The sequence below is a fragment of the Emticicia soli genome, assembly GCF_037860775.1.
In the GTDB taxonomy this organism is placed as follows: Bacteria; Bacteroidota; Bacteroidia; order Cytophagales; family Spirosomataceae; genus Emticicia; species Emticicia soli.
Genome location: NZ_JBBEWC010000006.1, coordinates 443,593 through 464,335, shown reverse-complemented (window position 1 = coordinate 464,335; position 20,743 = coordinate 443,593). Strand labels below are relative to the sequence as shown.

The 20,743-nt window shown below is 39.1% G+C and carries 20 protein-coding genes; 9 read left to right on the top strand and 11 right to left on the bottom strand.

The features are described 5' to 3' along the window. The coding region (locus tag WAE64_RS12110) for a collagen-like domain-containing protein (RefSeq protein WP_479690972.1) at nt 1–972 on the bottom strand (972 nt) is incomplete at its 3' end. 768 nt (nt 973–1,740) lie between these two features. Between WAE64_RS12110 and WAE64_RS12105 the strand changes: the two genes are divergently transcribed. Next, on the top strand, nt 1,741–2,400 hold the full coding sequence (locus tag WAE64_RS12105; RefSeq protein ID WP_340236766.1) for a DUF4386 domain-containing protein: 660 nt from the start codon (nt 1,741–1,743) through the stop codon (nt 2,398–2,400). Between the two features lie 4 nt (nt 2,401–2,404). On the opposite strand, the gene WAE64_RS12100 is transcribed toward WAE64_RS12105, so the two are convergent. The 3 genes from WAE64_RS12100 to WAE64_RS12090 all read right to left on the bottom strand — a co-directional run bounded on the left by WAE64_RS12100 (nt 2,405) and on the right by WAE64_RS12090 (nt 4,847). Then, nucleotides 2,405–2,995, bottom strand: coding sequence for a Crp/Fnr family transcriptional regulator (locus WAE64_RS12100; RefSeq protein WP_340236765.1), 591 nt, complete (start codon nt 2,993–2,995; stop codon nt 2,405–2,407). An 8-nt stretch (nt 2,996–3,003) separates the two neighbouring features. Beyond that, nucleotides 3,004–4,017, bottom strand: a complete 1,014-nt coding sequence (locus tag WAE64_RS12095) for a LacI family DNA-binding transcriptional regulator (RefSeq protein ID WP_340236764.1) — start codon at nt 4,015–4,017, stop codon at nt 3,004–3,006. Nucleotides 4,018–4,205: 188 nt separating this feature from the next. Beyond that, nucleotides 4,206–4,847 carry a M23 family metallopeptidase gene (locus tag WAE64_RS12090; protein WP_340236763.1) on the bottom strand — a complete coding sequence of 214 codons (642 nt, stop codon included), beginning with the start codon at nt 4,845–4,847 and terminating at the stop codon, nt 4,206–4,208. Between the two features lie 151 nt (nt 4,848–4,998). Between WAE64_RS12090 and WAE64_RS12085 the strand changes: the two genes are divergently transcribed. Continuing rightward, nucleotides 4,999–5,418 (top strand): DUF4180 domain-containing protein, encoded by a 420-nt coding sequence (locus WAE64_RS12085; protein WP_340236762.1) that lies wholly within the window; start codon nt 4,999–5,001, stop codon nt 5,416–5,418. A 343-nt stretch (nt 5,419–5,761) separates the two neighbouring features. Here the strand turns inward: WAE64_RS12085 and WAE64_RS12080 are convergent, their stop codons facing one another. The 4 genes from WAE64_RS12080 to WAE64_RS12065 form a co-directional block, all read right to left on the bottom strand. Further along, complete coding sequence (locus tag WAE64_RS12080; RefSeq protein WP_340236761.1) at nt 5,762–6,103, bottom strand: hypothetical protein; 342 nt, start codon at nt 6,101–6,103, stop codon at nt 5,762–5,764. Nucleotides 6,104–6,254: 151 nt separating this feature from the next. After that, a complete protein-coding gene (locus WAE64_RS12075) occupies nt 6,255–6,959 on the bottom strand; it encodes a 3-keto-disaccharide hydrolase (RefSeq protein WP_340236759.1) in 705 nt (234 codons plus the stop codon). A 173-nt stretch (nt 6,960–7,132) separates the two neighbouring features. Next, a complete protein-coding gene (locus WAE64_RS12070; RefSeq protein WP_340236756.1) occupies nt 7,133–8,185 on the bottom strand; it encodes a sugar phosphate isomerase/epimerase family protein in 1,053 nt (350 codons plus the stop codon). Nucleotides 8,186–8,354: 169 nt separating this feature from the next. Continuing rightward, nucleotides 8,355–9,503: a Gfo/Idh/MocA family protein gene (locus WAE64_RS12065; protein WP_340236755.1), complete on the bottom strand. Its 1,149-nt coding sequence runs from the start codon at nt 9,501–9,503 to the stop codon at nt 8,355–8,357. Between the two features lie 327 nt (nt 9,504–9,830). Between WAE64_RS12065 and WAE64_RS12060 the strand changes: the two genes are divergently transcribed. Then, nucleotides 9,831–10,547 (top strand): DUF3667 domain-containing protein, encoded by a 717-nt coding sequence (locus WAE64_RS12060; protein WP_340236754.1) that lies wholly within the window; start codon nt 9,831–9,833, stop codon nt 10,545–10,547. 109 nt (nt 10,548–10,656) lie between these two features. Then, on the top strand, nt 10,657–11,874 hold the full coding sequence (locus WAE64_RS12055) for an MFS transporter (RefSeq protein WP_340236772.1): 1,218 nt from the start codon (nt 10,657–10,659) through the stop codon (nt 11,872–11,874). A gap of 88 nt (nt 11,875–11,962) precedes the next feature. Here WAE64_RS12055 and WAE64_RS12050 read toward each other — a convergent pair whose 3' ends face one another. Both WAE64_RS12050 and WAE64_RS12045 read right to left on the bottom strand, forming a co-directional pair. Continuing rightward, entirely contained in the window at nt 11,963–12,604 is a 642-nt protein-coding gene (locus tag WAE64_RS12050) for a porin family protein (protein ID WP_340236752.1), read from the bottom strand. Between the two features lie 78 nt (nt 12,605–12,682). Then, nucleotides 12,683–12,841: a lmo0937 family membrane protein gene (locus tag WAE64_RS12045; protein ID WP_340236751.1), complete on the bottom strand. Its 159-nt coding sequence runs from the start codon at nt 12,839–12,841 to the stop codon at nt 12,683–12,685. 428 nt (nt 12,842–13,269) lie between these two features. On the opposite strand from WAE64_RS12045, the gene WAE64_RS12040 reads away from it, so the two are divergent. The 3 genes from WAE64_RS12040 to WAE64_RS12030 all read left to right on the top strand — a co-directional run bounded on the left by WAE64_RS12040 (nt 13,270) and on the right by WAE64_RS12030 (nt 17,236). Beyond that, complete coding sequence (locus WAE64_RS12040; RefSeq protein ID WP_340236749.1) at nt 13,270–14,337, top strand: mevalonate kinase family protein; 1,068 nt, start codon at nt 13,270–13,272, stop codon at nt 14,335–14,337. 231 nt (nt 14,338–14,568) lie between these two features. Then, nucleotides 14,569–15,708, top strand: coding sequence for an FIST signal transduction protein (locus tag WAE64_RS12035; RefSeq protein ID WP_340236747.1), 1,140 nt, complete (start codon nt 14,569–14,571; stop codon nt 15,706–15,708). A gap of 4 nt (nt 15,709–15,712) precedes the next feature. Then, the gene (locus WAE64_RS12030) at nt 15,713–17,236 is read left to right on the top strand and encodes an ATP-binding protein (RefSeq protein WP_340236746.1); all 1,524 of its coding nucleotides are present in this window, start codon (nt 15,713–15,715) and stop codon (nt 17,234–17,236) included. Between the two features lie 155 nt (nt 17,237–17,391). On the opposite strand, the gene WAE64_RS12025 is transcribed toward WAE64_RS12030, so the two are convergent. Next, nucleotides 17,392–17,868: a hypothetical protein gene (locus WAE64_RS12025; protein WP_340236744.1), complete on the bottom strand. Its 477-nt coding sequence runs from the start codon at nt 17,866–17,868 to the stop codon at nt 17,392–17,394. 221 nt (nt 17,869–18,089) lie between these two features. On the opposite strand from WAE64_RS12025, the gene WAE64_RS12020 reads away from it, so the two are divergent. Together WAE64_RS12020 and WAE64_RS12015 are read left to right on the top strand one after the other, a co-directional pair. Beyond that, on the top strand, nt 18,090–19,355 hold the full coding sequence (locus WAE64_RS12020; protein ID WP_340236743.1) for an McrC family protein: 1,266 nt from the start codon (nt 18,090–18,092) through the stop codon (nt 19,353–19,355). Nucleotides 19,356–19,428: 73 nt separating this feature from the next. Beyond that, nucleotides 19,429–20,736 carry a gluconate:H+ symporter gene (locus WAE64_RS12015; RefSeq protein WP_340236739.1) on the top strand — a complete coding sequence of 436 codons (1,308 nt, stop codon included), beginning with the start codon at nt 19,429–19,431 and terminating at the stop codon, nt 20,734–20,736. The last annotated feature ends 7 nt before the right edge of the window (nt 20,737–20,743 follow it).

Here is a 20,743-nt window from a genome sequence, read left to right as displayed (position 1 = left end):
CTGTGTGCCTTGCGCACCAGTCGGTCCAGTAGGCCCGGTTACACCAGTAGCACCTGTACTACCTGTAACACCTTGAATACCCTGTGTGCCTTGTGCGCCGGTTGCTCCCGTCGGGCCAGTTGCTCCAGTTGTCCCGGTTGCACCTTTTGCTCCGGTTGCCCCCGCAATACCTTGAATACCCTGTGTGCCTTGTGCACCAGTCGGTCCAGTAGGCCCGGTTACACCTGTAGCCCCAGTATTACCCGTAACGCCTTGTACACCTTGTGGGCCTTGTGCGCCAGTTGCTCCCGTCGGGCCAGTTGCTCCAGTTGTCCCGGTTGCACCTTTTGCTCCGGTTGCCCCCGCAATACCTTGAATACCCTGCGGGCCTTGGGCACCAGTTGGTCCTGTTAATCCATTTGCCCCAGTAGCCCCAGTATTACCTGTAACACCTTGTATCCCCTGTGGGCCTTGTGCTCCTGTGGCACCAGTAGCACCAATAGCTCCTGTTGGGCCTGTTGCCCCAGCGATACCTTGTGGCCCTTGTGCCCCGGTAGGCCCCGTAGCTCCGGTAGCCCCTGTTACACCGGGTGTTCCACTATTAGCAGCATAGAGTGCATAAGGCACGCTTTGCATCTGGGTTGTACCAAGATTAACATAAGTGCTGCCACCAGTCGGGTCAAGCTCTACTTGCAGAAATTTGCTTCCATTACCCCAGTTTATTGCGCCGAATGTTCCGGTTTGTGGTGTTCCTTTACCTACAGTTACTGTAAACAAACCTAAATTGTTGGTTGTGGTAGTTTGTGTTTCGGCATACACAAGAGTGCCTGTGGCACTACCATTAAATATGCTAAATCTAACGCTGATGTTCTGATTAATGAGTGCGTTGCCGCTTGCATTCCGTGCAATAGCCTGATACGGAATCCCCGCCGGTGCCTGGGCAAAGAGTGCTATTGGAATGAAAAATAAGAGTAGAAGGGAGATTTTTTTCATGATTTACTTTTATGTGGTTAAATGTATAAAATTTTGATGTACGCTTAGTAAGGGTATCTATGGCATTGCTTTCTTGAGATAATAGCAATTTTAGACTGTTTAAATGGAAATACCAAGTGGCTGCTTTGGGTATTATAAAAACAGAGAAAAACCATAAGATTTAGAGGCGATTCATGTCGGACTTTTAAGGCGAAGACAAAATATGTGAACCGAAAATCCGGAAAATAAGTGTAATTTTTTCCCATAGAATTAATGGCTATGCTATATGTAAGTAACAAAGTACTTATAGCGTTTTTATTAAAGAATCGGAAATTAGCATTCAAGAAGTAAGTCATATACGACAAAAGCAATAACTACCTGCTTTTTCAGAATAAACCTGATTACAGTAAGAATGGCGTGCATAAAGTGCAGCTTATGATAAAAACTGCTTCAAAAGGGAAATAGGGTGTTTCAAATTTATCTAAATTCTAGAGAGGAGACAAACAAAAAAAATAAAATTTATTGAGCGTATTTTTTTCTTGGTAAAGTACAATTTATGTTGGTTTTCTATGTTGGATGGCTTTTTTGGGGCTGCCGACAGAAGCTATACACTAATCAAGAGCACCCACAAATTTAAAAAAAACTAAACTTACCAAGAGGATGATTTTCTGTTAACAATGTAAAATCATCGCTAAAATAATCGTGATGTAATCACATTTCTTAACCCAGGTCAACGAGTCTGGAATTTACAAGCTATAGTTTTGTGGAAACATTACTATTATTCAGACGATGGAAATTTACAAAAATACCGCCCGTATAATCGGCGTTTTGTTCCTGATTCCTTTGCTAAGTTATGGCATTGGCAATGGGCTTATTACATCAATCATTGAGAAAGAAAATTACTTGCAGATTATTACAGGGAATCAGGCGCAAATAGGCACAGGGGCATTACTTATGCTTATCAACTCTGTTACAGTTGCCGTGATTGGTATTTGCTTTTACCCGATTTTAGCACATAAAAACAAATCAATAGCTCTGGTGTACCTGATAACACGAATTGTTGAGGGAATTTTGCTCATAGCAGGTATCGTATGCCTTTGGTTGTTGCTAAGTGCTGGTCAGTTGGCTGAAAAAACAGTCATTGCCCAACAAACGTATTTTGCACTTACAGGCACTTTGTTAATAAAGGCAAATTACCTGTTTTACCAGATTGCTATGCTTATACTGGGCTTAGGCAGTATATGCTTTTGTGCGGTTTTGTATCAGACAAAACTCATTGCCCGATGGCTGTCGGTATGGGGTATCCTGGGATATTTTTTGTTATTCGTTGGTGCATTAGGGGAACTTTCAGGTTATAACATCGGCATCTTATTGGCCATGCCAGGAGGCTTGTTTGAAGTGGGCTTTGCAGTCTGGTTGCTTACAAAAGGCTTTTATAAGGCAGCATAAGCTGCTATTGCTCTGCTTTAGCTTTCAATGCTATCCGTTTTCTGATTCGGCTCAACGATTCAGGTTTTATACCAAGATAGCTGGCTAACTGATATTGCGGTACTCTTTGTACAAGGGCAGGTTGCTGTGTCAGTAGTTGCAGATAACGTTGTTCGGGCGAGTCGGTTACACGAGTGGCTACTATTGCTTGTTGTTCGCCAAAACCTTTTTCTAAGGCAATGCGTGCCAGTTTCTCAAATTTCGGGAACTGACTGTATAAATCATTCTCTTTTTGTTCGGTGCCTATTACCAATGTGGTTTCTTCGGTACAATCAAAATAATGATTGGCGGGAGTTTTGTTCATAAAACTATTGACCGATACCACCCATTGATTTTCGGTAAAGAAGTTTGATGTTTTCTCTTCGCCTTCTACCACATAATATTGTCTTACACAGCCTTTTAGCACAAAATAGCATTCTTTGGCTATTTGCCCTTCTTTCAGCAAAACTGTCCCCTTTTTGAAAGTTCGTATGCACATACTTTCTCTGATACCCGCAATTTCTTCTGCTGTTAGTGGCATAATTGCCGAAAAATAGGCTATGAGCTGGTCTTGCATAAAATGTATCAGCGTTTAAAAGACGATTGTCGAACTATTAATTCAACCGGAAATATAATGGTTTGAGGTTCGGTCACTTTGTTGCCAGAGACATCGAGCATTTCAAGCAGGTTGTTAATGATAGTCGACGAGATTTCTGTTATCGGTTGTTTGATAGCCGTAATACCCGGATTCAGTACATCATACAATAAATGGTCGTCGAAACTTACGATACCCATTTGTGCATATTTACCACCCAACTTGCTAAGTGCTTTCAAGCCACCAAGGGTAAGGAAGTTGGTACTGAAAAACACAGCGTCCAGGTTTTCGTTTGAGGTAAGAAAATGGCTGATCTTATTGATTATTTCTTCGTAATTCAGTTCGTAAGGCAATTGAAGAATATGCGTGTCCAGATTTTTTGATGCCAGAAAATCGCTATAACCGCCAATACGGTCAACTTGGCTGTAAAGGTCGAGTGTGATACAAGCAATGTTACGGAAGCCGTTATCATAAAGGTGGCTGGTCGCTTCAAATGCCCCTTGTTTATTATCGACCAATATATTGAAAGTATTGAGCTCGGGAAAATAGCAATTGTAGATAATCATTGGTTTTTCGTCCTTCTTCAGGTCGGCAATTACTTCTTCAATACCTGCAACCGGCGATATAATAAAGCCGTCTACATTACGGTCGTTCAATAGTTTTATTACCGACTTCATCTGGTTCAGTTCGTTGTTCGAACTAGCCACAATGAGCGTATAACCGGCTTTCACGGCAATTTTCTCTATAACGCTGGCTACTTCAGAGAAGAAAGGGTTGTTTATATCGCCAACAATCATGCCTATGGTTTTGCTCTTTCCGGTGCTTAAACTGCGGCCTAAATGATTGGGTTGGTAGCCTATTTCTTTAATATAGGCTTCAATTTTATTGATTACTTCTTTGCTGATTCTTTTTTCTTGGCCTTTGCCATTCAGTACAAAAGATAGTGTAGTTACCGAAACCTGAAGCTCGTTGGCAACATCGTAGATAGACCTCTTCTTTTTCAATGGGGTTAATAACAGTTTAATTTCTCAAAATTATACATAATTATTGATTTATGAGGCACTCTGTATAATAAGATGAATTTTTTGTATATTAATTAGATAAACCACTTTAGTTAAAAGCATTTTTAAGCCTTACGCCAATAAAAAAAGCCCTCAATGGGGCTCTTCTTTTCTCTAATCTTCTGCTCACATCAGGCGAGTTTGCCTTTCTGTTGCCACATAAAGCTGATACCTTCAGATTCGAAATCGAGAAACAGAAAATCGAATGGGTCGATAAACTGATTGTTTTTCTTTAAAGTATAGTGCAGATGCGGGCCTGTAACAGTACCTGTTGCACCTACTTTACCTAATAACTGGCGGCGTGACACTTTCTGCCCTTTCTTTACAGATATTTTGCTCAAGTGCCCATAAATAGACTCAAAACCATACAAGTGTTTGATTTTTACATAATTGCCGATGTCGCTTTTATAACCAGCTTCTACCACTTCGCCTTCGCCTGTTGCATACACTTTTTCGCCCGTGCCTCCTTTCAAATCAATTCCACGATGAAACTTCGCCACTTGGTGAACGGGATGATTACGTGAACCATAAAAGGAATTGATGTGAATGTCTTTGTCGAGGGGATAACCTGCAGGGATCGTATGTATGTAATTTTCTTTGAGAGGGTCGCTGTAAATATAGCGGAGAATGTCATTTACTTCAAGCAGTGGACTTAATCCTTTCCAATTATCTTCTTTGATTGTTTTTGTTGAAGTGTTGAGGGCAATGTTCTGAGAAAAACCTAAATTAATGCATCCAAAAATCATTAAAAAACCTAATGTTATTTTCTTCATTCCTGACTTTTTTTGTTAAAAGATTTGCAAAAGTAACCAATTTAAGTCAAACGAATAAACTTTAATCTTTATTGTCAGACAAAACAACTTAGACAAGCAACAACGCTCAGCGTTTAAACCAAGGGGTATTTTTTTTGTTGATAAATGGGTAATGATAACAAGTGAAGAAGCAAAAACTCTATCTTTGAGCCAGAAACGACTGAAAAATATGAACATTGAAATAACAAACCACAACGGAGTTTTTATAGCAGAATTGATTGCCGACGAGATAGTGATTAAAGATGTGCAAGATGCACTTGATGTAATGGCAAATGCTACGTATTCGGGTGCTGAAAAAGTGATTATTCATGCCAAGAACATAACACCCGATTTCTTTGATTTGAAGACAAAGCTTGCAGGAGAAATTCTACAGAAATTTTCAAATTATCGTGTTCCGCTTGCCATCGTTGGCGACTTCTCGAAATACACAAGCAAGAGCCTGCGTGATTTTATTTATGAAAGCAATAATGGCCGTGCCGTGAGTTTTGTAAGCAGTAGTGAAGAAGCAAAAGAGAAGTTGAGCAAGAAGTAGTGATTAAGGTTTAAGAAATAGGCGTTCTTTGAAAGGTATGAGCCAAAATCTAGTTTCAAAGAACGATTCAATAGTAATAGCTAATACCTGTGTTCACCCAATAAATTGGGTGCCTAATGTAACAATGGAATATTTTAATGTATACCCCGACCGCTGCGGCGGACCGTTTAAGTCGGGGGTAGAGATAAAATTCCTTTGTTTTATTAGACGGTGACCGCGACGGCGGACCGTTTTATTCACCGAAATGGAAACAGCGGTTCATAACCAAACATCCACGCATGATAGAAAAGAATGCTTATTGAACCTTAATAAACCACTCCTTTGCTTCCTGAAACCGAAAAACTCACAACGATTTAGTTTTGGTAATAGTAACCGGAGTGCAAGCCGGAGCCTGGCAAGCAACTGTTTTAATACCTGTGTTAGCATTCACAATACTATTTACTTTTGTCGAATTGGTAATATTACTATAATTGAGGTTAGCTACTATTAGTTTTGCAGTAGTTTCAATAGTTTTGCCTGCATAAGGAACTACTATTTTGTGGGGTGCTACGAAATCAATGTCTGAAAGCATTTTTTCTTTTAGTGTCTTTTTTGGAGCTGTATTTGAGGCGGTAGCCACAGAAATACCAATAAATGTACACAGCAATGTACAAAAAAATCGGGCAAGGTAATTTGTACTTTTCATTGTTTTGCTTGATAAAATTTTAAAACTCAAACGAGTATTATTTAGAGATAGGTCATACTTATTTAAGACTTTATCAATAACTATACCAAAAAATAAAGCCTGCGTCTCGTACAAGAAACACAGGCTTTTGAAACTAAGAATCTAAAGAATTTTAGATTTCTTTGATTTTAATATTTTTGTACCACACTTTATCACCGTGGTCTTGCAGAGCAATTTTGCCTTTAGGGTACTTAGCAAAATCTGCCCATTTTTTGAATTTGCTATTAGCAACAAGCGCATCCCAACCCGGACCCGAAAGGTCAAATTGTACGGTTTGTTTGCCATTTAACCAGAAAGTACCTTTGTTCGCTTTATGGTCGATTCTCATTTTAGCAGTGTTCCACTGGCCAGCTGGTTTTACATACTCAAAACTTGCCGGAGGAATAAGGTCATATAACGAACCTGCTTTGTGGTTACCGTCTTTACCTGCTTTAGCATCAGCATGACGCTCGTCGTCTAATACCTGCATTTCAGGGCCTGTCATGTATGGGCAGCAGAATTTTTTGTCTTCTATTACACCCCACATAACCCCACTATTGCCACCTTCGGCAATTTTCCAGTCAAGTTCTAATTCAAAGTTTTCGTATTCTTTGTCGGTAACTAAATCGCCGCCACCTCTGGCTGTCAGGTGCATTGCACCGTCTTCTATTTGCCATTTGTCTGAAATAGGTTCAGTTTTATTGAAGGTGTGCCAGCCTGTGAAGTCTTTACCGTTGAAAATTGATACTGCTTTGCCCTTTTTTTGTGCAAATGTAGTGGTAGCGCAGGTCATAAGAAGAGCCATTAAAGCCACTCCACCAAATTGAATTTTTTTCATGTAATGTAAGATTGAGGTTGATTTTGAATCCAAAAGTACGTAATAAATCAAAATCAAACCAAATGTGAAAAAATTTTAATGTTCGAATCGCCAACTATAACGAAGCTGATGATTTATTCGTATAAAAGGGGCAAGATATGCCCCTTTTATATATCATTATGTCTTGCTATTGCTTAAATACCTAAGGTTTTGCGATTTACTTTTTCGTCGGCACCGGTAGCAGCAAAATCATCAAATGCACGGGTTGCTACCTGAATGATGTGGCTCGCAATAAATGGAGCACCTTCGGCAGCACCTTGCTCTGACGATTTAATGCAGCATTCCCACTCCAATACAGCCCAGCTATCGTAGTCGTATTGAGAAAGTTTGCTGAAAATAGCCGAGAAGTCAACCTGGCCATCACCTAACGAACGGAAGCGTCCGGCACGGTTTGCCCAACCAGCATAACCACTATAAACACCCTGACGACCAGATGGATTAAACTCAGCATCTTTTACGTGGAATGCCTTAATGCGGTCGTGGTATAGGTCAATGAAAGCCAGATAATCTAATTGTTGTAGCAAAAAGTGGCTTGGGTCGTAGTTGATACAAGCACGTTTGTGTCCTTTCAGGTAATCAAGGAACATCTCGAAAGTTGTACCATCATACAAATCTTCACCTGGGTGAAGTTCATAGCAATAATCAACACCACTTTCGTCGAAAGCATTCAGGATTGGTTTCCAACGGCGAGCCAATTCTTTAAAAGCTGTTTCAATCAGACCAGAAGGGCGTTGTGGCCAAGGGTATAAAAATGGCCATGCCAATGCACCTGAGAAACCAACGTGTGTAGAAAGACCCAAATTTTGAGAAGCCTTAGCAGCCCACAACAATTGTTGCTCTGCCCATTTGCGGCGTGCTTTTTCGTTGTTGTGTACCGATGCAGGTGCAAAAGCATCATACATTGCATTATAGGTTGGATGCGAAGCAATCAACTGTCCTTGTAAGTGTGTTGATAGTTCTGTGATCTCCAAACCTTTGTCAGCTAATTTGCCTTTTAGTTCGTCGGTATAAGTTTTCGACTCAGCAGCTTTTTGCAGGTCAATCATGCGGCTATCCCAAGTAGGAATCTGAATACCTTTATAGCCTAAGTCTGCCATGTAGTCGGCAATCGTATCTAAAGAGTTAAAAGGGGCCTCATCGCCCAGAAATTGCGCTAAAAATATTGCTGGTCCTTTTATTGTTTTCATTTTTCTAGTTTATGTTTTTGAGTGATTGAGTGTCTTGAACTGTGATTTACCTGATTTATATGATTGAACTGATTAATAAAAACAGCTTCAAGAACCATGTATTAAATCATTATAATCAGTTCAATCAGGTAAATCAAAGTTCAGACAAACATCACTAAATTATTTTTTATCACGATTTAAACTTCACCCACTTCGTATTGCTTTTACCTGAGGCGATTACCGTTTCTACAAATTGCATACCTCTGATACCGTCTTCTATGGTCGGGAAATCCAAATCTATTTCGTTTGGAGTTTCGCCGTTCATTCGTTTACGAACAGTACGGGCAAAATTGCGGTAAATATTAGCAAATGCTTCCAGATACCCCTCCGGATGGCCCGATGGAAGACGGATATTAGCTTTGGCTTCAGGGCATAGATTCCCTACCGACGGGCGATAAACCTTCTGAAACTCCTGCGACTTATGAACCAAAGTATTAGGCTCTTGCTGATACCAATGCACACTGCCTAGTTCGCCATAAACACGTATATTCAGGTTGTTTTCATCGCCATTGGCAATCTGGCTGCAATGCAAAATACCTTTAGCACCACCTTCAAAATGTAATAAAATGTTTGCGTCGTCGTCTAGTAAGCGGCCTTCAACAAAAGTGCTTACATCGGCACACATTTCTGTTATTTTCAGACCCGTGATATACTCGGCAAGGTTTTCGGCGTGCGTACCAATGTCGCCAACTGCGCCGGCAATGCCCGAGCGTTTAGGGTCAGTACGCCACTCGGCTTGTTTGTAGCCACGTTTTTCTTCCAGAAACGCCAGCCAGCCTTGTGGGTATTCAACCACTACTTTACGGATTTGACCCAAAGCACCACTTTGTACTAAATGACGTGCCTGCTTTACCATCGGATACCCCGTGTAATTGTGAGTAAGGGCAAAGGTAAGGCCTGTTTTTTCAACAATATCTTTAAGCTTTCTGGCTTCAGAAAGAGTAAAAGTAACTGGTTTATCACAAATCACATGGAAGCCGTTTTCAAGGGCCATTTTGGCAGGGGCAAAGTGCATGTGGTTAGGAGTAACAATAGAAACCGCATCAATACCATCTTTGCGACGTTTCTCTTTCTGAATCATTTCTTTGAAATCGCCATAGCATCGCTCAGGAGCAAGCATTAAATCTTCGCCCGATGCTTTTGATTTTTCGGCAGTAGAACTAAAAGCCCCACAAACTAAGTCGATTTCGCCATCAATGGCAGCAGCTGTTCGGTGGACAGCGCCAATAAAAGCACCACGACCGCCACCAACCATTCCCATTCGAATTTTTCGTTGCATATTGTAGACTAAAGGGTTGAAATTATGATTAATCTATAAATTAAAACCGCCTTTCATAAACATATTCTATGAAAAACGACCTTGTTTTTAATACGATGACAGATAACCTTGCTAACACAATTCTATTGAGAAATTTGATTGGCCGATAGAGGCTTGTGCATAGGTTGTTGAATCTTAATTTTACTTTCAAAAAACGCTTTACAATATCATTAAACGCATGAATTTGCAAATGCAAGGCAAAACTATAACTTTGTGTAAATTAAAAAGGTTTAATCTGATTTTACAATTAACAATTCCTTTTATTTCTCTAATAATCGACCAATTTCTATGCAAACCTGCCTAAATTGCCATCAGGAAAACCAGGAATCATTCAAGTTTTGCCCAACTTGTGGGCAAAAATCGTCGGTTCATCGCATAAATACACATTTTCTTTTTCATGAAGTAATTCATGCCTTTACCCACGCCGATTCAGGAATTTTTTATCTGGTAAAAGAACTGGCTATCAGGCCGGGCGAGGTAGTAAAAGAGTATGTGGCCGGGCAACGAAAAAAATACTATAACCCTTTTAATTTCTTCTTAATTACTGTAGCCATTTCAGCCTTTTTATCTTCTTATTTTCATTTGTTTGATGTTAACCCCAAAACAACAAACCCTATTTCGGCCATTGTAACCAAGCGTGTAAACTGGATTTTTGTTGCTTCTGTACCCATACAAGCCTTTTTTACATGGTTGTTTTTCAGAAAGAAGAAGTACAACTTTGCCGAAAACATCATCTTTCACTGTTTTCTGGGTGGTTTCAGGTTTATATTTTTCTTGTTGATATTTGTTGTTTTTGTAAACCTTTTTCGTGAGTATTACAACATTATTTTATACACGTTTTTCTTTTTGTTTTTACTCTATGCTACCTGGGCTGCCAAGCAATTCTATGAAGAGAATCTCTGGCTTACAGGAGTGAAGGTTTTTGGTGCGTTTATACTCAATCAAATGCTTATTTCGGTGGTAATTGGCTTTATTTACCATGCTTTTTTAAAGAATCAACACTAAATAGCACGTTAATTGTATAAAATACAATTATAAATATCATTTTCTTTTGAAAGAATATAAAAAAAGCTACTTTTACGTTCAGAAATTTATTAAACCCTAAAAATAATTTATAAACACTATGGTTAATGATTCGCGTCTTTTTAACGCAAGTTGTTTTGCGCTAATTACTACAGCATTTTCATTCAGTATCAGGGCAGGTATTTTACCTCAACTTCAAACAGAATTAAACCTTACAGGCGAAGAAGTAGGATACATCAACTCGATGTGGTTCTATGGTTTTCCGCTTTCGATGATTATCGGTGGATTGGTTTACCATACTATCGGGCCGAAAATCATTATGCAGTTTGCATTTTTTGCTCATTTTGCCGGAATCATTCTAACTATCTATGGTGGTAGCTACATTGGTTTGTTGATTTCAACGTTCTTGATTGGGCTTGGTAATGGTTGTACAGAGGCCGCTTGTAACCCTTTGATTGCCGATACGTATTCAGGCACAAAAATGAATACGATGCTAAACAGATTCCACATGTGGTTCCCTGGTGGGATTGTAGTAGGAAGTTTGTTGTCTGAATTAATGACTACTATGGGCTTTGCATGGCAGACACAAATCTGGTTTATTCTTATTCCGACGCTTATCTATGCTTTCTTGTTTTACGGACAAGCATTCCCTAAGCCAAAAGTTGAAGGTGCAACATCTGTTGGCAACAACCTGAAAGCAATGGCTACGCCGCTATTTATCTTCATATTTGTATGTATGATTTTAACTGCTACTACTGAGTTTGGCCCACAACAATGGGTAGGCTTAATTTTGAAAAGTAGTGGTGCTAAGCCAATGTTGATTTTAGCTTTGGTTACTGGTTTAATGGCTGTAGCTCGTTTCTTTGGTGGAGCCATCATTCATAAATTCGACCAAACAGGTGTTTTACTAGGTTCAGCAGTTTTGGCTACTATAGGTGTTTACTTGTTTAGTACGCAAACTGGTACTATGGCTTATGTAGCAGCTATATTCTTTGCAATGGGTGTGGCTTATTTCTGGCCAACCATGATTGGTTTCACAGCCGAAAGAGTACCACTTAGTGGTGCATTAGGTATGTCGGTGATTGGTGGTATCGGTATGTTGTCTCAAGCATTCATGAATCCACAAATCGGTAAATGGCTTGATACAGCCAAAGCAAACCAGGCAAGTCTGGGTCTTCAGGGCGAGCAACTTGAGTTAGCGGCAGGGCAAGAAGTACTCGGTATTTTAACGTTGTTCCCGATAGTACTTGTTGTATTATTTGCAGGTCTGTATTTCTGGCAAAGAGGCAAGAAACCAGCACACGCATAATAGCAATATTTCAGATATAAAAAGAGCCGTTGTTCATTATGCTGAACAACGGCTCTTTTTTATAATTTTACCTTTTGTTTTCAGGATTTTAGAAAAGTCTGAAACCTAAAGTTGCCTGCACTACCACATTTTTATAACGTGGGTTAGTAGAGGTACCGTCTCCATTGTTGTTTTGCAAATCCCAACCTGCTCTCGTACCAAAAACAACCCGGTTAAAGTTAAAGTCGAGCCCAACAACTGCACCTAAAGTATTCTTACGGATATTATCGTTATCGAATTGATTCTGGTTCGTAACGCTACCTAAGCCAGTGTTAAAAACATTTTTCTGTTTCATCAGATACGAAAATTGCGGACCAAGCTGTATCGTTAGCACCTCGGTAGGCTTGATAGAAACCAATAATGGAATATCAAGATAGTGAGATGTACGTGTAAACTCGTAATTACTAGCTAAAAAACTACCTGATTGCCGATACCCTTTTTGTGAGTACATTAATTCGGGCTGAATCCCCAAAAATCTTCCGATTGGAATAGCAAGGAATAAACCCCCGGCTACACCATACTTCCCTTGCGCATCATATTCTTCACTTTTTGAATCATAAATGTTCGAGTAATTCATACCTGCTTTTAAGCCAAGATGAATACCTGTTGAAGAATTTGAAACTCCGTCCTGCCCATAAGCATTGATGCCCAAAAGAGCAGCCATTGCTGTAATAAAAAATGCTTTTTTCATGATTTTAAAGTATGCGAATTTAATAATATCCCGACTCGACCGAGTGGTACCTTGTTGCTGTACTAATTTTAAACTAATTTATTTTATGACCTTATTCCCTTGAATAATTCTTAACAGAATTGAGATTACGGCAATTACTAGCAGAATATGAATAATGCCCCCGGCACTATATGCAAAGAATCCGACTGCCCAAGAAATAAGTAGAATCACGGCGATTATATACAGTAAATTTCCCATTGTGTGAATGAATTTAGTTGTTAATATTTTTAATAGTATGGCTTTATTGGCCTCGTAGCTGTATAAGACTTCTGAAGCTTACCACGCTTATAATCGTTAAAATTGTATGCCAGATACCCCAAAATGCTTATATACACGTATATTGGGTAGTATGCTCTGGCTAAAGCTGTGGCATTCTCTCCCCACAATTGTGCTTTAACTCACCTGATGCACATCTATGAGGCAGGTGGAGCAACTATTGCAGGCTAGGTGGTTTGCACCAACACGTACTAGTTCGGAAGGCAGCTATTTTATTTACTTTATATTTTACTATTTTTGTAATCAATTCAATTTTAACCTTATTTGTTATTCAGTAGAACCTATTATGATGAGCGCCTGAAAATAGCATTCAGTACAACTACTGACTCACTACCACAATTATTGATACAATGTTAAAAATATCTACTCCGGGCAGAATCTGCCTTTTTGGTGAACACCAGGATTATCTAGGCTTACCGGTTATTGCAGCTGCTATTTCGAGAAGAGTGCAGATTGAGGGAGACCACCGTGATGATAGAAAGATTATCGTTCATCTGCCCGACATTAATTCAGAACTACAAATGGAGGTATCAGATACCCGCCTGCCGTATCTTGAAAAACGTGATTATTTCAGAAGTGGATACAATGTATTATTAGATAAAGGCTTAAGGTTTTCGAAAGGTTTTGAGTGTACTGTGCATGGCAATATTCCTATCAACTCAGGTACTTCAAGTTCTTCGGCTTTATTGGTTACATGGCTTCATTTTTTATCAAAACTGGCCGATAATCCACACGAGTTCAGCCCCAAAGAATTAGGCGAATTGGCTTATGTAGCCGAAATAGTTGAATTTAATGAGCCGGGCGGAATGATGGACCAACTATCAACAGCCATCGGCAATGCTGTTTATCTGCAATTCGAACCCGAAGTAACAGCCGAAGCACTAAAGCCTAGTCTGGGGGCTTTTGTATTGGCCGATTCGCTTGAGCCTAAAGATACGATTGGTGTATTGCAAAGAGCCAAATTCGCTCGTTTAGATTTGATTGCCAAAATAAAAATGCAGATTCCTTCTTTTTCATTACACACTTTCAAATCGTATGAGAAAGAGCAATTGATAGATTTTTTGAGTAAAGATGAATATGAATTGCTGAGTGGTACATTAAGAAACCGGGATATTTTACGTGAAGCCTTAGACATGTTCAGTAAACAGAGCATGACCGACGAGCTGTTGGGCAAACTGCTGACCGAACACCATAGTATCTTGAGAGACCTTTTACAAATATCAACGCCTAAAATTGAGCGTATGCTCTCGGCAGCTATAGAAGCAGGTGCTTTAGGTGGTAAAATCAATGGCTCAGGTGGCGGTGGTTGTATGTTTGTTTATGCACCAAACGACCCTCAGAAAGTGGCTGATGCCATTGATGCAGTAGGCGGAAAAAGCTATGTAATTAAGATTGACGAAGGTACAGTGAGTCTTTGACAAAATTTTAATCTAAAATTAATCAAACTGGCATAAATTTTTTTTGCCCAACAATTAAACGTAACCTTTTAATCAATTATGTTTAAATAGGTGTTTTGAAAGGAAATTTAGCATTATAGTTGTGTTTTATGCCCAATTATACAGCATTTATAGTGTTCTGATAAAAAATAGTATGGTTTTTGTACAAAAATAATTGTAATTTTTGCTTAATATTTTGAAACCTAACATCAGATGAAAATATGTCAAACTAAGTTTGTCGGTAAAGAGTGGAAAGAATTATCTAAAGACGAAAATTTCTTAAATCAAAAAGCCCAATTAGTGCTGGCTTTTGGTGAAAGAAAATTACTTGAATCGAATAATCCTTATCCGGCTTTACAAAAGGAATACCCTGCTGCTGAGATTATTATAAACTCTACCTCTGGCGAAATTTATGCCGATAGTGTTCATGATGATTCGATTATTGTAACAGCTATTGAGTTTGAAAAAACTACTGTAAAAACAATCAAAATTGATATTACTGCCCATACCGAAAGTTTTAGTGCAGGCGAAACGATTGCACAAAACCTGATAGCCGACGATTTGGCTGCTATTCTGGTGATTTCGGATGGAGGCAAGGTAAATGGCAGTAAATTGATAGAAGCTTTGAACATAGCTACTAATCATGAAATTCCGATTTCGGGCGGGCTGGCCGGTGATGCCGGTCGCTTTGAAAAAACATTGGTTGGGCTTAACGAACAACCAACCGAAGGCCGTATTGTAGGCGTTGGCTTGTATAGCAAAGACCTAAAAGTAGGGCATGGCACTATGGGCGGCTGGGATGTTTTTGGCCCCGAAAGAGAAGTGACTGAGTCAGAATACAATGTACTATATAAAATAGGCGATAAAGCTGCGCTTGATTTATATAAAGAATATTTAGGTAAATACGCCAAAGAATTACCGGGTGCTGCTTTGCTATTCCCGCTATCAATGCGTGTAAAACCTGATTCGGAGCCCATCGTAAGAACGATTCTGACGATAGACGAAGATAAGAAAAGTATGACCTTTGCCGGAGAACTACCCGAAGGAGCAATGGTAAGGTTTATGAAAGCCAATTTCGACCATCTGGTTGATGCTTCATCAACAGCAGCACAAACTTCTATCAAGCATTTAGATAAGGCGCCTGAATTGGCTTTGCTTATCAGTTGTGTAGGGCGTAAATTGGTTTTAGGGCAACGTACAGAGGAAGAAGTAGAGGCAGCCAGAGAGGTTTTTGGTAAAGAAACTGTAATCACTGGATTCTATTCTTACGGAGAGATTTCGCCACTCCGCCCAAATGCGCAATGCGAATTGCATAACCAAACCATGACCATTACTACCCTATCTGAGAATTAATACAATGGAGCTCGATAACCTACATAGATTACTCGTCAAACAAGTAAAAAAATATCTTTCGGAAGAATGTTTAAAAAATGAAGCTTTTCAGAACTTCATTAAAGCAGTAAACGACTCTTATCATAGTTCCGACCGAGATAAGGAACTTTCGGAACATTCGGCGCTCTTGAATGAGCAGGAGTATTATGAAATAAATAGAAAACTAAAAAGCGAGATAGAACAGCGCCGCAGTTCGGTTGAAAAACTGATTGAGGCTATTTATTTGCTCGAAACACCCGAAAGCGATGGTCTTTCGGTGCGTGACAGCGATTTGTCGTCGTTGGTAGATTTGCTTCAAAGACAAATTCAGGCAAGAAAACAGATTGAAGCTGAGTTGATTCATGCCAAAGAAGTAGCCGAAAATGCCACACAGGCAAAATCGGAGTTTTTGTCGATGATGAGTCATGAAATCAGAACACCGCTCAATGCTATTATTGGTCTTACTTACCTGATGCAGCAAGAAGAGCAAACGCCATCGGTAATGGAAAACCTGAAAACCTTACAGTTTTCGGCCGAAAACCTGCATTTGCTCATTAACGACATCTTAGATTTTAGCAAGATTGAAGCCGGAAAAGTAGAGTTGGAAGAAATGCCTTTCGATTTGAAACTGCTGGTTTCTAACATTAAAAAGGCCAATCAGGTAAAAGCAGAAGAAAAAGGCAACAGAATTAAACTGATGCTCGACGATGATATTCCGAATACACTGATTGGTGACTCGTTGAGAATAGGGCAGGTGCTAGCCAATCTGGTTTCTAATGCTGTTAAATTTACCCTCAACGGAAGCATAACGATTGAGGTGTCGGTAGTGAAAAAAGATGATGAAAAAGCACGTATTTTCTTCTCGGTAAAAGACAGTGGAATAGGGATTCCGCCAGATAAACAAAAACTGATTTTTGAACGCTTTACACAGGCAAACTCCGAAACTACCCGCAAATTTGGTGGTACGGGTTTAGGGCTGGTAATCAGTAAAAAACTAGTGCAACTGCATGGCAGCGATATAGAGCTTGAAAGTGAAGCTGGTAAAGGAGCCGAATTCTCTTTTACAATAGACTTAAGAATAGGCACTACACTTAAACAGCAAATGGCTGTAGCTCTAGCTGAAAATGACAGCGATGTGAGCCTTGAAGGTGTAAAACTATTGTTGGTTGACGATTATTTTGTGAATATCAAAGTGGCATCGAAATTCCTTGAAAAATGGAAAGTTACTTTTGATACGGCTGAAAATGGCCTAATAGCAATAGATAAATTTAAGAATAATGAGTATGACCTGATTCTGATGGACTTACTGATGCCCGAAATGGACGGCTACACGGCAGTAGAAAAGATACGTGAAACAGGCGCCGAGATACCAATTATTGCTTTGACGGCCTCAGCTACCCTCAATAATCAGGACAGGGCCTTTAACGTAGGCATGAACGACTACGTAACCAAGCCTTTTAATCCAAAAGAACTACATCAGAAGATTGCTAAGTATAGTGGGAGGATATAATTAGGAATATTTATATTATTAAAAAAGGAAATTAATAGACACAATAGTTAGATAGTTACAGCAATACTGACTTAAAAGCTCTTATAAACCTTCTAAGTCAGTATTGCTTTTCATTATTTTTATATTTTGAATTTAAGATAATATATCTGCTAGATTTATATTTCACCACTAATAATTGACTTAATCAAATCAATAGTGTTTTGTGCTGAAATTCGATTAAGGTTCGATCTAGTTAACAAATTCTTGCTTGTTAAATTACTTTTCCAAATAGTGTCATAACTATGTTTTACTGAGATTTCTTCAATTTTTTCAACAGTAGCTCCACTGCTACGTGAAGCACATATAATAATTTGGCAACCTCCTAGAATAGGGTCAAATTCATCATCAGCTAATTTTCTTATAGTATCTTCCCAAATCATTCGACTATTAGGGTCTCCTTGACTTTCAAAACCAATTTTTATATCACCAATTTTTATAGTCAATAATATATCTTTGGTATAATCAATCAATTCTTTTTTTATAGAAGGTTCAGCGTTGTTGAAAGTATTTAATATAATTTTACATACATTTTTTATACTTTCTGATTTTCCCTGATTTGCTATTCCTGATGTAACAATTATTGTTTTTTTCATATTTATAATTATGTAATTATTGAGTTTTTATATTTGTTTTAAAAGAAATCTAAGACTTATTAAAAAATAGTGTTTTATAAAATCCTAACTTCAAATGTAATCTATAATAATTTGATTTTTGTATATAATATTATGTATTTATTATTCGGTCCTATATTTGTTAATATTGAAAAATATTACTGATATTAGTAAAATACTAGACATTTCATTAAGATAAAATTTTGATAAAAAGCATCGTCATTTCAGAGTTTGGGTCAATAAAAAAAGCGAGTGATTTTGACTCGCCTGTTGATTCCTTTGCTGAAGTTTTTGTAACAGATAAGGTTTTTCTTCGCATAAAAGAGTTGATATTTAACTATGCCAACGATGCCCTTTTTGCCTATTCGGTTCAGCGTGGCAAAGAGCAGATACGGGTAAAAAACTACGTTGGGCTTATTCCGGTTTCTGAAAGTATCCAGATAGAAATTCTGCCTAAATCTACTGCGCAATCTCCCAAAGAAGCTCGCCGCATATTGCTTAAAATGTTGCAGAAGATACCATCTTATCAGGCTTTATCAAGCGCACATCTGGCTATCAGTAATCTGCCATTGCTTGAAATCTATGTCAAAGTTTTTTTAGACGAGCTAGAAAAACTGCTCAGCTTAGGGCTAGGCCGTAACTACGAAACAATTGAAGCCAACGAAACCTACATTAAGGGCAAGGTATTAATTGCCGAAAACATTCGTCAGAATCCACTGAAACAACACACGTTGCATATTGCCTACGATGATTTCATGCACGATATTCCGCAGAACCGCATCATCAAAACCTGCCTGCATCGGCTTAAAGCCTATAACTTTGGCAATGTAACCAAACAGCGTATCTGGCAAAACCTATCTGTTTTTGATGATATTAGCCTGTCTACGAATCTTATTCAGGATTTTACGAGAAGCAACACGCCAAGTCCGCACTTTGTGCGATACGAGAGTCTGTTGCAATGGGCGTGGGTTTTTCTGAACGGACAATCGTTCCTGCCTTTTTCGGGCAATTACTCACAAATATCCTTGTTGTTTCCGATGGAGGTTTTGTTTGAAAACTACGTGGGCAAACTCTTTCAGAAATACATACCTGCCGATTATCGGGTAAAGCTGCAAGACCGACAAAAACACCTCATTGCCAAGCACAGAGAAAACTCCAGATTCAGGCTTATTCCTGATATTGTTGTGGAAAACGATGCCGGAGATGTGTTGATATTTGATACAAAATGGAAACTGATTGATGCCTCAAAGCCTAAACAGAACTACGGCATTGAGCAATCGGACTTGTACCAGATGTATGCCTACGGCAAAAAATATCAGGCTAAAAAGCTGTTTTTGATATATCCGGCCAACGAAAACTTCAGAAAACCGCTCGAGGTATTCGATTATGAAGACGATTTAATGCTACAGGTATTGCCCTTCGACCTGATGAACGCAGGCAATGAAGAAGTAAGGAAAATAATGCACTGAGTACTTATCGGGATAGGTGCTTTAGACATTTTTACTTATCTTGCAGATGCAACCTTCAACCTAATTCTAACTGATGCCTATTTTACTTACTTTAATTGCTATTGTAGCACTTGTGGTACTGGTAGCGTTTGTGAAACTCGATACCTTTATTTCTTTCATTTTAGTAGCTATTTCTCTCGGTCTGGCAACCGGCATGGACGTACCCGCCATTGGCAAAGCCATTCAGACAGGTATCGGCGGAACCCTCGGCGATTTGATTCTGATTATCGGCTTTGGGGCTATGCTTGGTAAACTGGTAGCCGAAAGTGGAGCCGCCCAACGCATTACCGATACGCTTATTAATGTTTTTGGTAAAAAATACCTGCAATGGGGTTTGGCTTTAGCAGGCTTTATTATTGGTATTCCCTTGTTTTATAATGCAGGTTTTATTATTGTAGTACCTTTAATTTTCTCTATTGCGGTATCAACCAATATGCCGATTTTATATGTGGGTATTCCCATGCTCTCGGCTTTATCGGTAGCGCATGGCTACTTGCCACCGCACCCATCGCCAGCGGCTATTGCCTCTCAGCTCAATGCCAATGTAGGGCAAACACTCATCTATGGTATCATTGTAGCTATTCCGGCCATTGCTATTGCGGGGCCGATATTTGGGCGTACATTGAAAAAATACAAACCAGCCATCGATAGCTCTTTGTTCAACCTGAAACCTATTCCTAAAGAAAAACAACCGAGCTTATTTGAAAGCCTACTGGTGGCTTTAATGCCTGTGTTTTTATTGACACTTACTTCGTTTATCAAAGGCTATATGCCTGATAACCAGATTGTGCTACTGATTGCAGAGCCTTATGTAGGTATGTTATTGTCTTTGTTAATAGCCATCTACTTATTGGGTATCAAACAAGGTAATAGCATAAAGGTAGTAAGCAAGCAACTGGAAGAAGCCTTTAAAAGCTGCGCTGTAATATTGTTGATTATAGCAGGCGCTGGGGCTTTGAAACAAATATTAAAAGATAGCGGTACCAGCGACTACATCGGTATGCAACTACAAGGTTTTGATATTAATCCGCTAATATTGGGTTGGACCATTGCAGCCGTGCTACGCCTCTGTGTAGGTTCGGCAACTGTGGCCGGACTAACAGCCGTAGGTATATTAGCTCCACTGATTCAGAACCAGACGGGTGTAAAACCAGAATTGATGGTATTATCGATTGGTGCCGGAAGTTTATTGTTTTCGCACCTCAACGATGGCGGATTCTGGTTATTTAAAGAATATTTCAATTTATCTATCAAAGATACTATTAAAACATGGTCAGTTATGGAAACCATCGTTTCGGTAGTAGGCTTATTGGGCGTATTAGTTTTAAATCTTTTTGTATAAAACCTAT

What these genes read in the sequence shown, in the direction of transcription:
- WAE64_RS12105 (WP_340236766.1), top strand. Translation starts at nt 1,741, where the DNA reads ATGGAAATTTACAAAAATACCGCCCGTATAATCGGCGTTTTGTTCCTG.
- WAE64_RS12100 (WP_340236765.1), bottom strand. Translation starts at nt 2,995, where the DNA reads ATGCAAGACCAGCTCATAGCCTATTTTTCGGCAATTATGCCACTAACA.
- WAE64_RS12090 (WP_340236763.1), bottom strand. Translation starts at nt 4,847, where the DNA reads ATGAAGAAAATAACATTAGGTTTTTTAATGATTTTTGGATGCATTAAT.
- WAE64_RS12085 (WP_340236762.1), top strand. Translation starts at nt 4,999, where the DNA reads ATGATAACAAGTGAAGAAGCAAAAACTCTATCTTTGAGCCAGAAACGA.
- WAE64_RS12080 (WP_340236761.1), bottom strand. Translation starts at nt 6,103, where the DNA reads ATGAAAAGTACAAATTACCTTGCCCGATTTTTTTGTACATTGCTGTGT.
- WAE64_RS12075 (WP_340236759.1), bottom strand. Translation starts at nt 6,959, where the DNA reads ATGAAAAAAATTCAATTTGGTGGAGTGGCTTTAATGGCTCTTCTTATG.
- WAE64_RS12070 (WP_340236756.1), bottom strand. Translation starts at nt 8,185, where the DNA reads ATGAAAACAATAAAAGGACCAGCAATATTTTTAGCGCAATTTCTGGGC.
- WAE64_RS12065 (WP_340236755.1), bottom strand. Translation starts at nt 9,503, where the DNA reads ATGCAACGAAAAATTCGAATGGGAATGGTTGGTGGCGGTCGTGGTGCT.
- WAE64_RS12060 (WP_340236754.1), top strand. Translation starts at nt 9,831, where the DNA reads ATGCAAACCTGCCTAAATTGCCATCAGGAAAACCAGGAATCATTCAAG.
- WAE64_RS12050 (WP_340236752.1), bottom strand. Translation starts at nt 12,604, where the DNA reads ATGAAAAAAGCATTTTTTATTACAGCAATGGCTGCTCTTTTGGGCATC.
- WAE64_RS12045 (WP_340236751.1), bottom strand. Translation starts at nt 12,841, where the DNA reads ATGGGAAATTTACTGTATATAATCGCCGTGATTCTACTTATTTCTTGG.
- WAE64_RS12040 (WP_340236749.1), top strand. Translation starts at nt 13,270, where the DNA reads ATGTTAAAAATATCTACTCCGGGCAGAATCTGCCTTTTTGGTGAACAC.
- WAE64_RS12035 (WP_340236747.1), top strand. Translation starts at nt 14,569, where the DNA reads ATGAAAATATGTCAAACTAAGTTTGTCGGTAAAGAGTGGAAAGAATTA.
- WAE64_RS12030 (WP_340236746.1), top strand. Translation starts at nt 15,713, where the DNA reads ATGGAGCTCGATAACCTACATAGATTACTCGTCAAACAAGTAAAAAAA.
- WAE64_RS12025 (WP_340236744.1), bottom strand. Translation starts at nt 17,868, where the DNA reads ATGAAAAAAACAATAATTGTTACATCAGGAATAGCAAATCAGGGAAAA.
- WAE64_RS12015 (WP_340236739.1), top strand. Translation starts at nt 19,429, where the DNA reads ATGCCTATTTTACTTACTTTAATTGCTATTGTAGCACTTGTGGTACTG.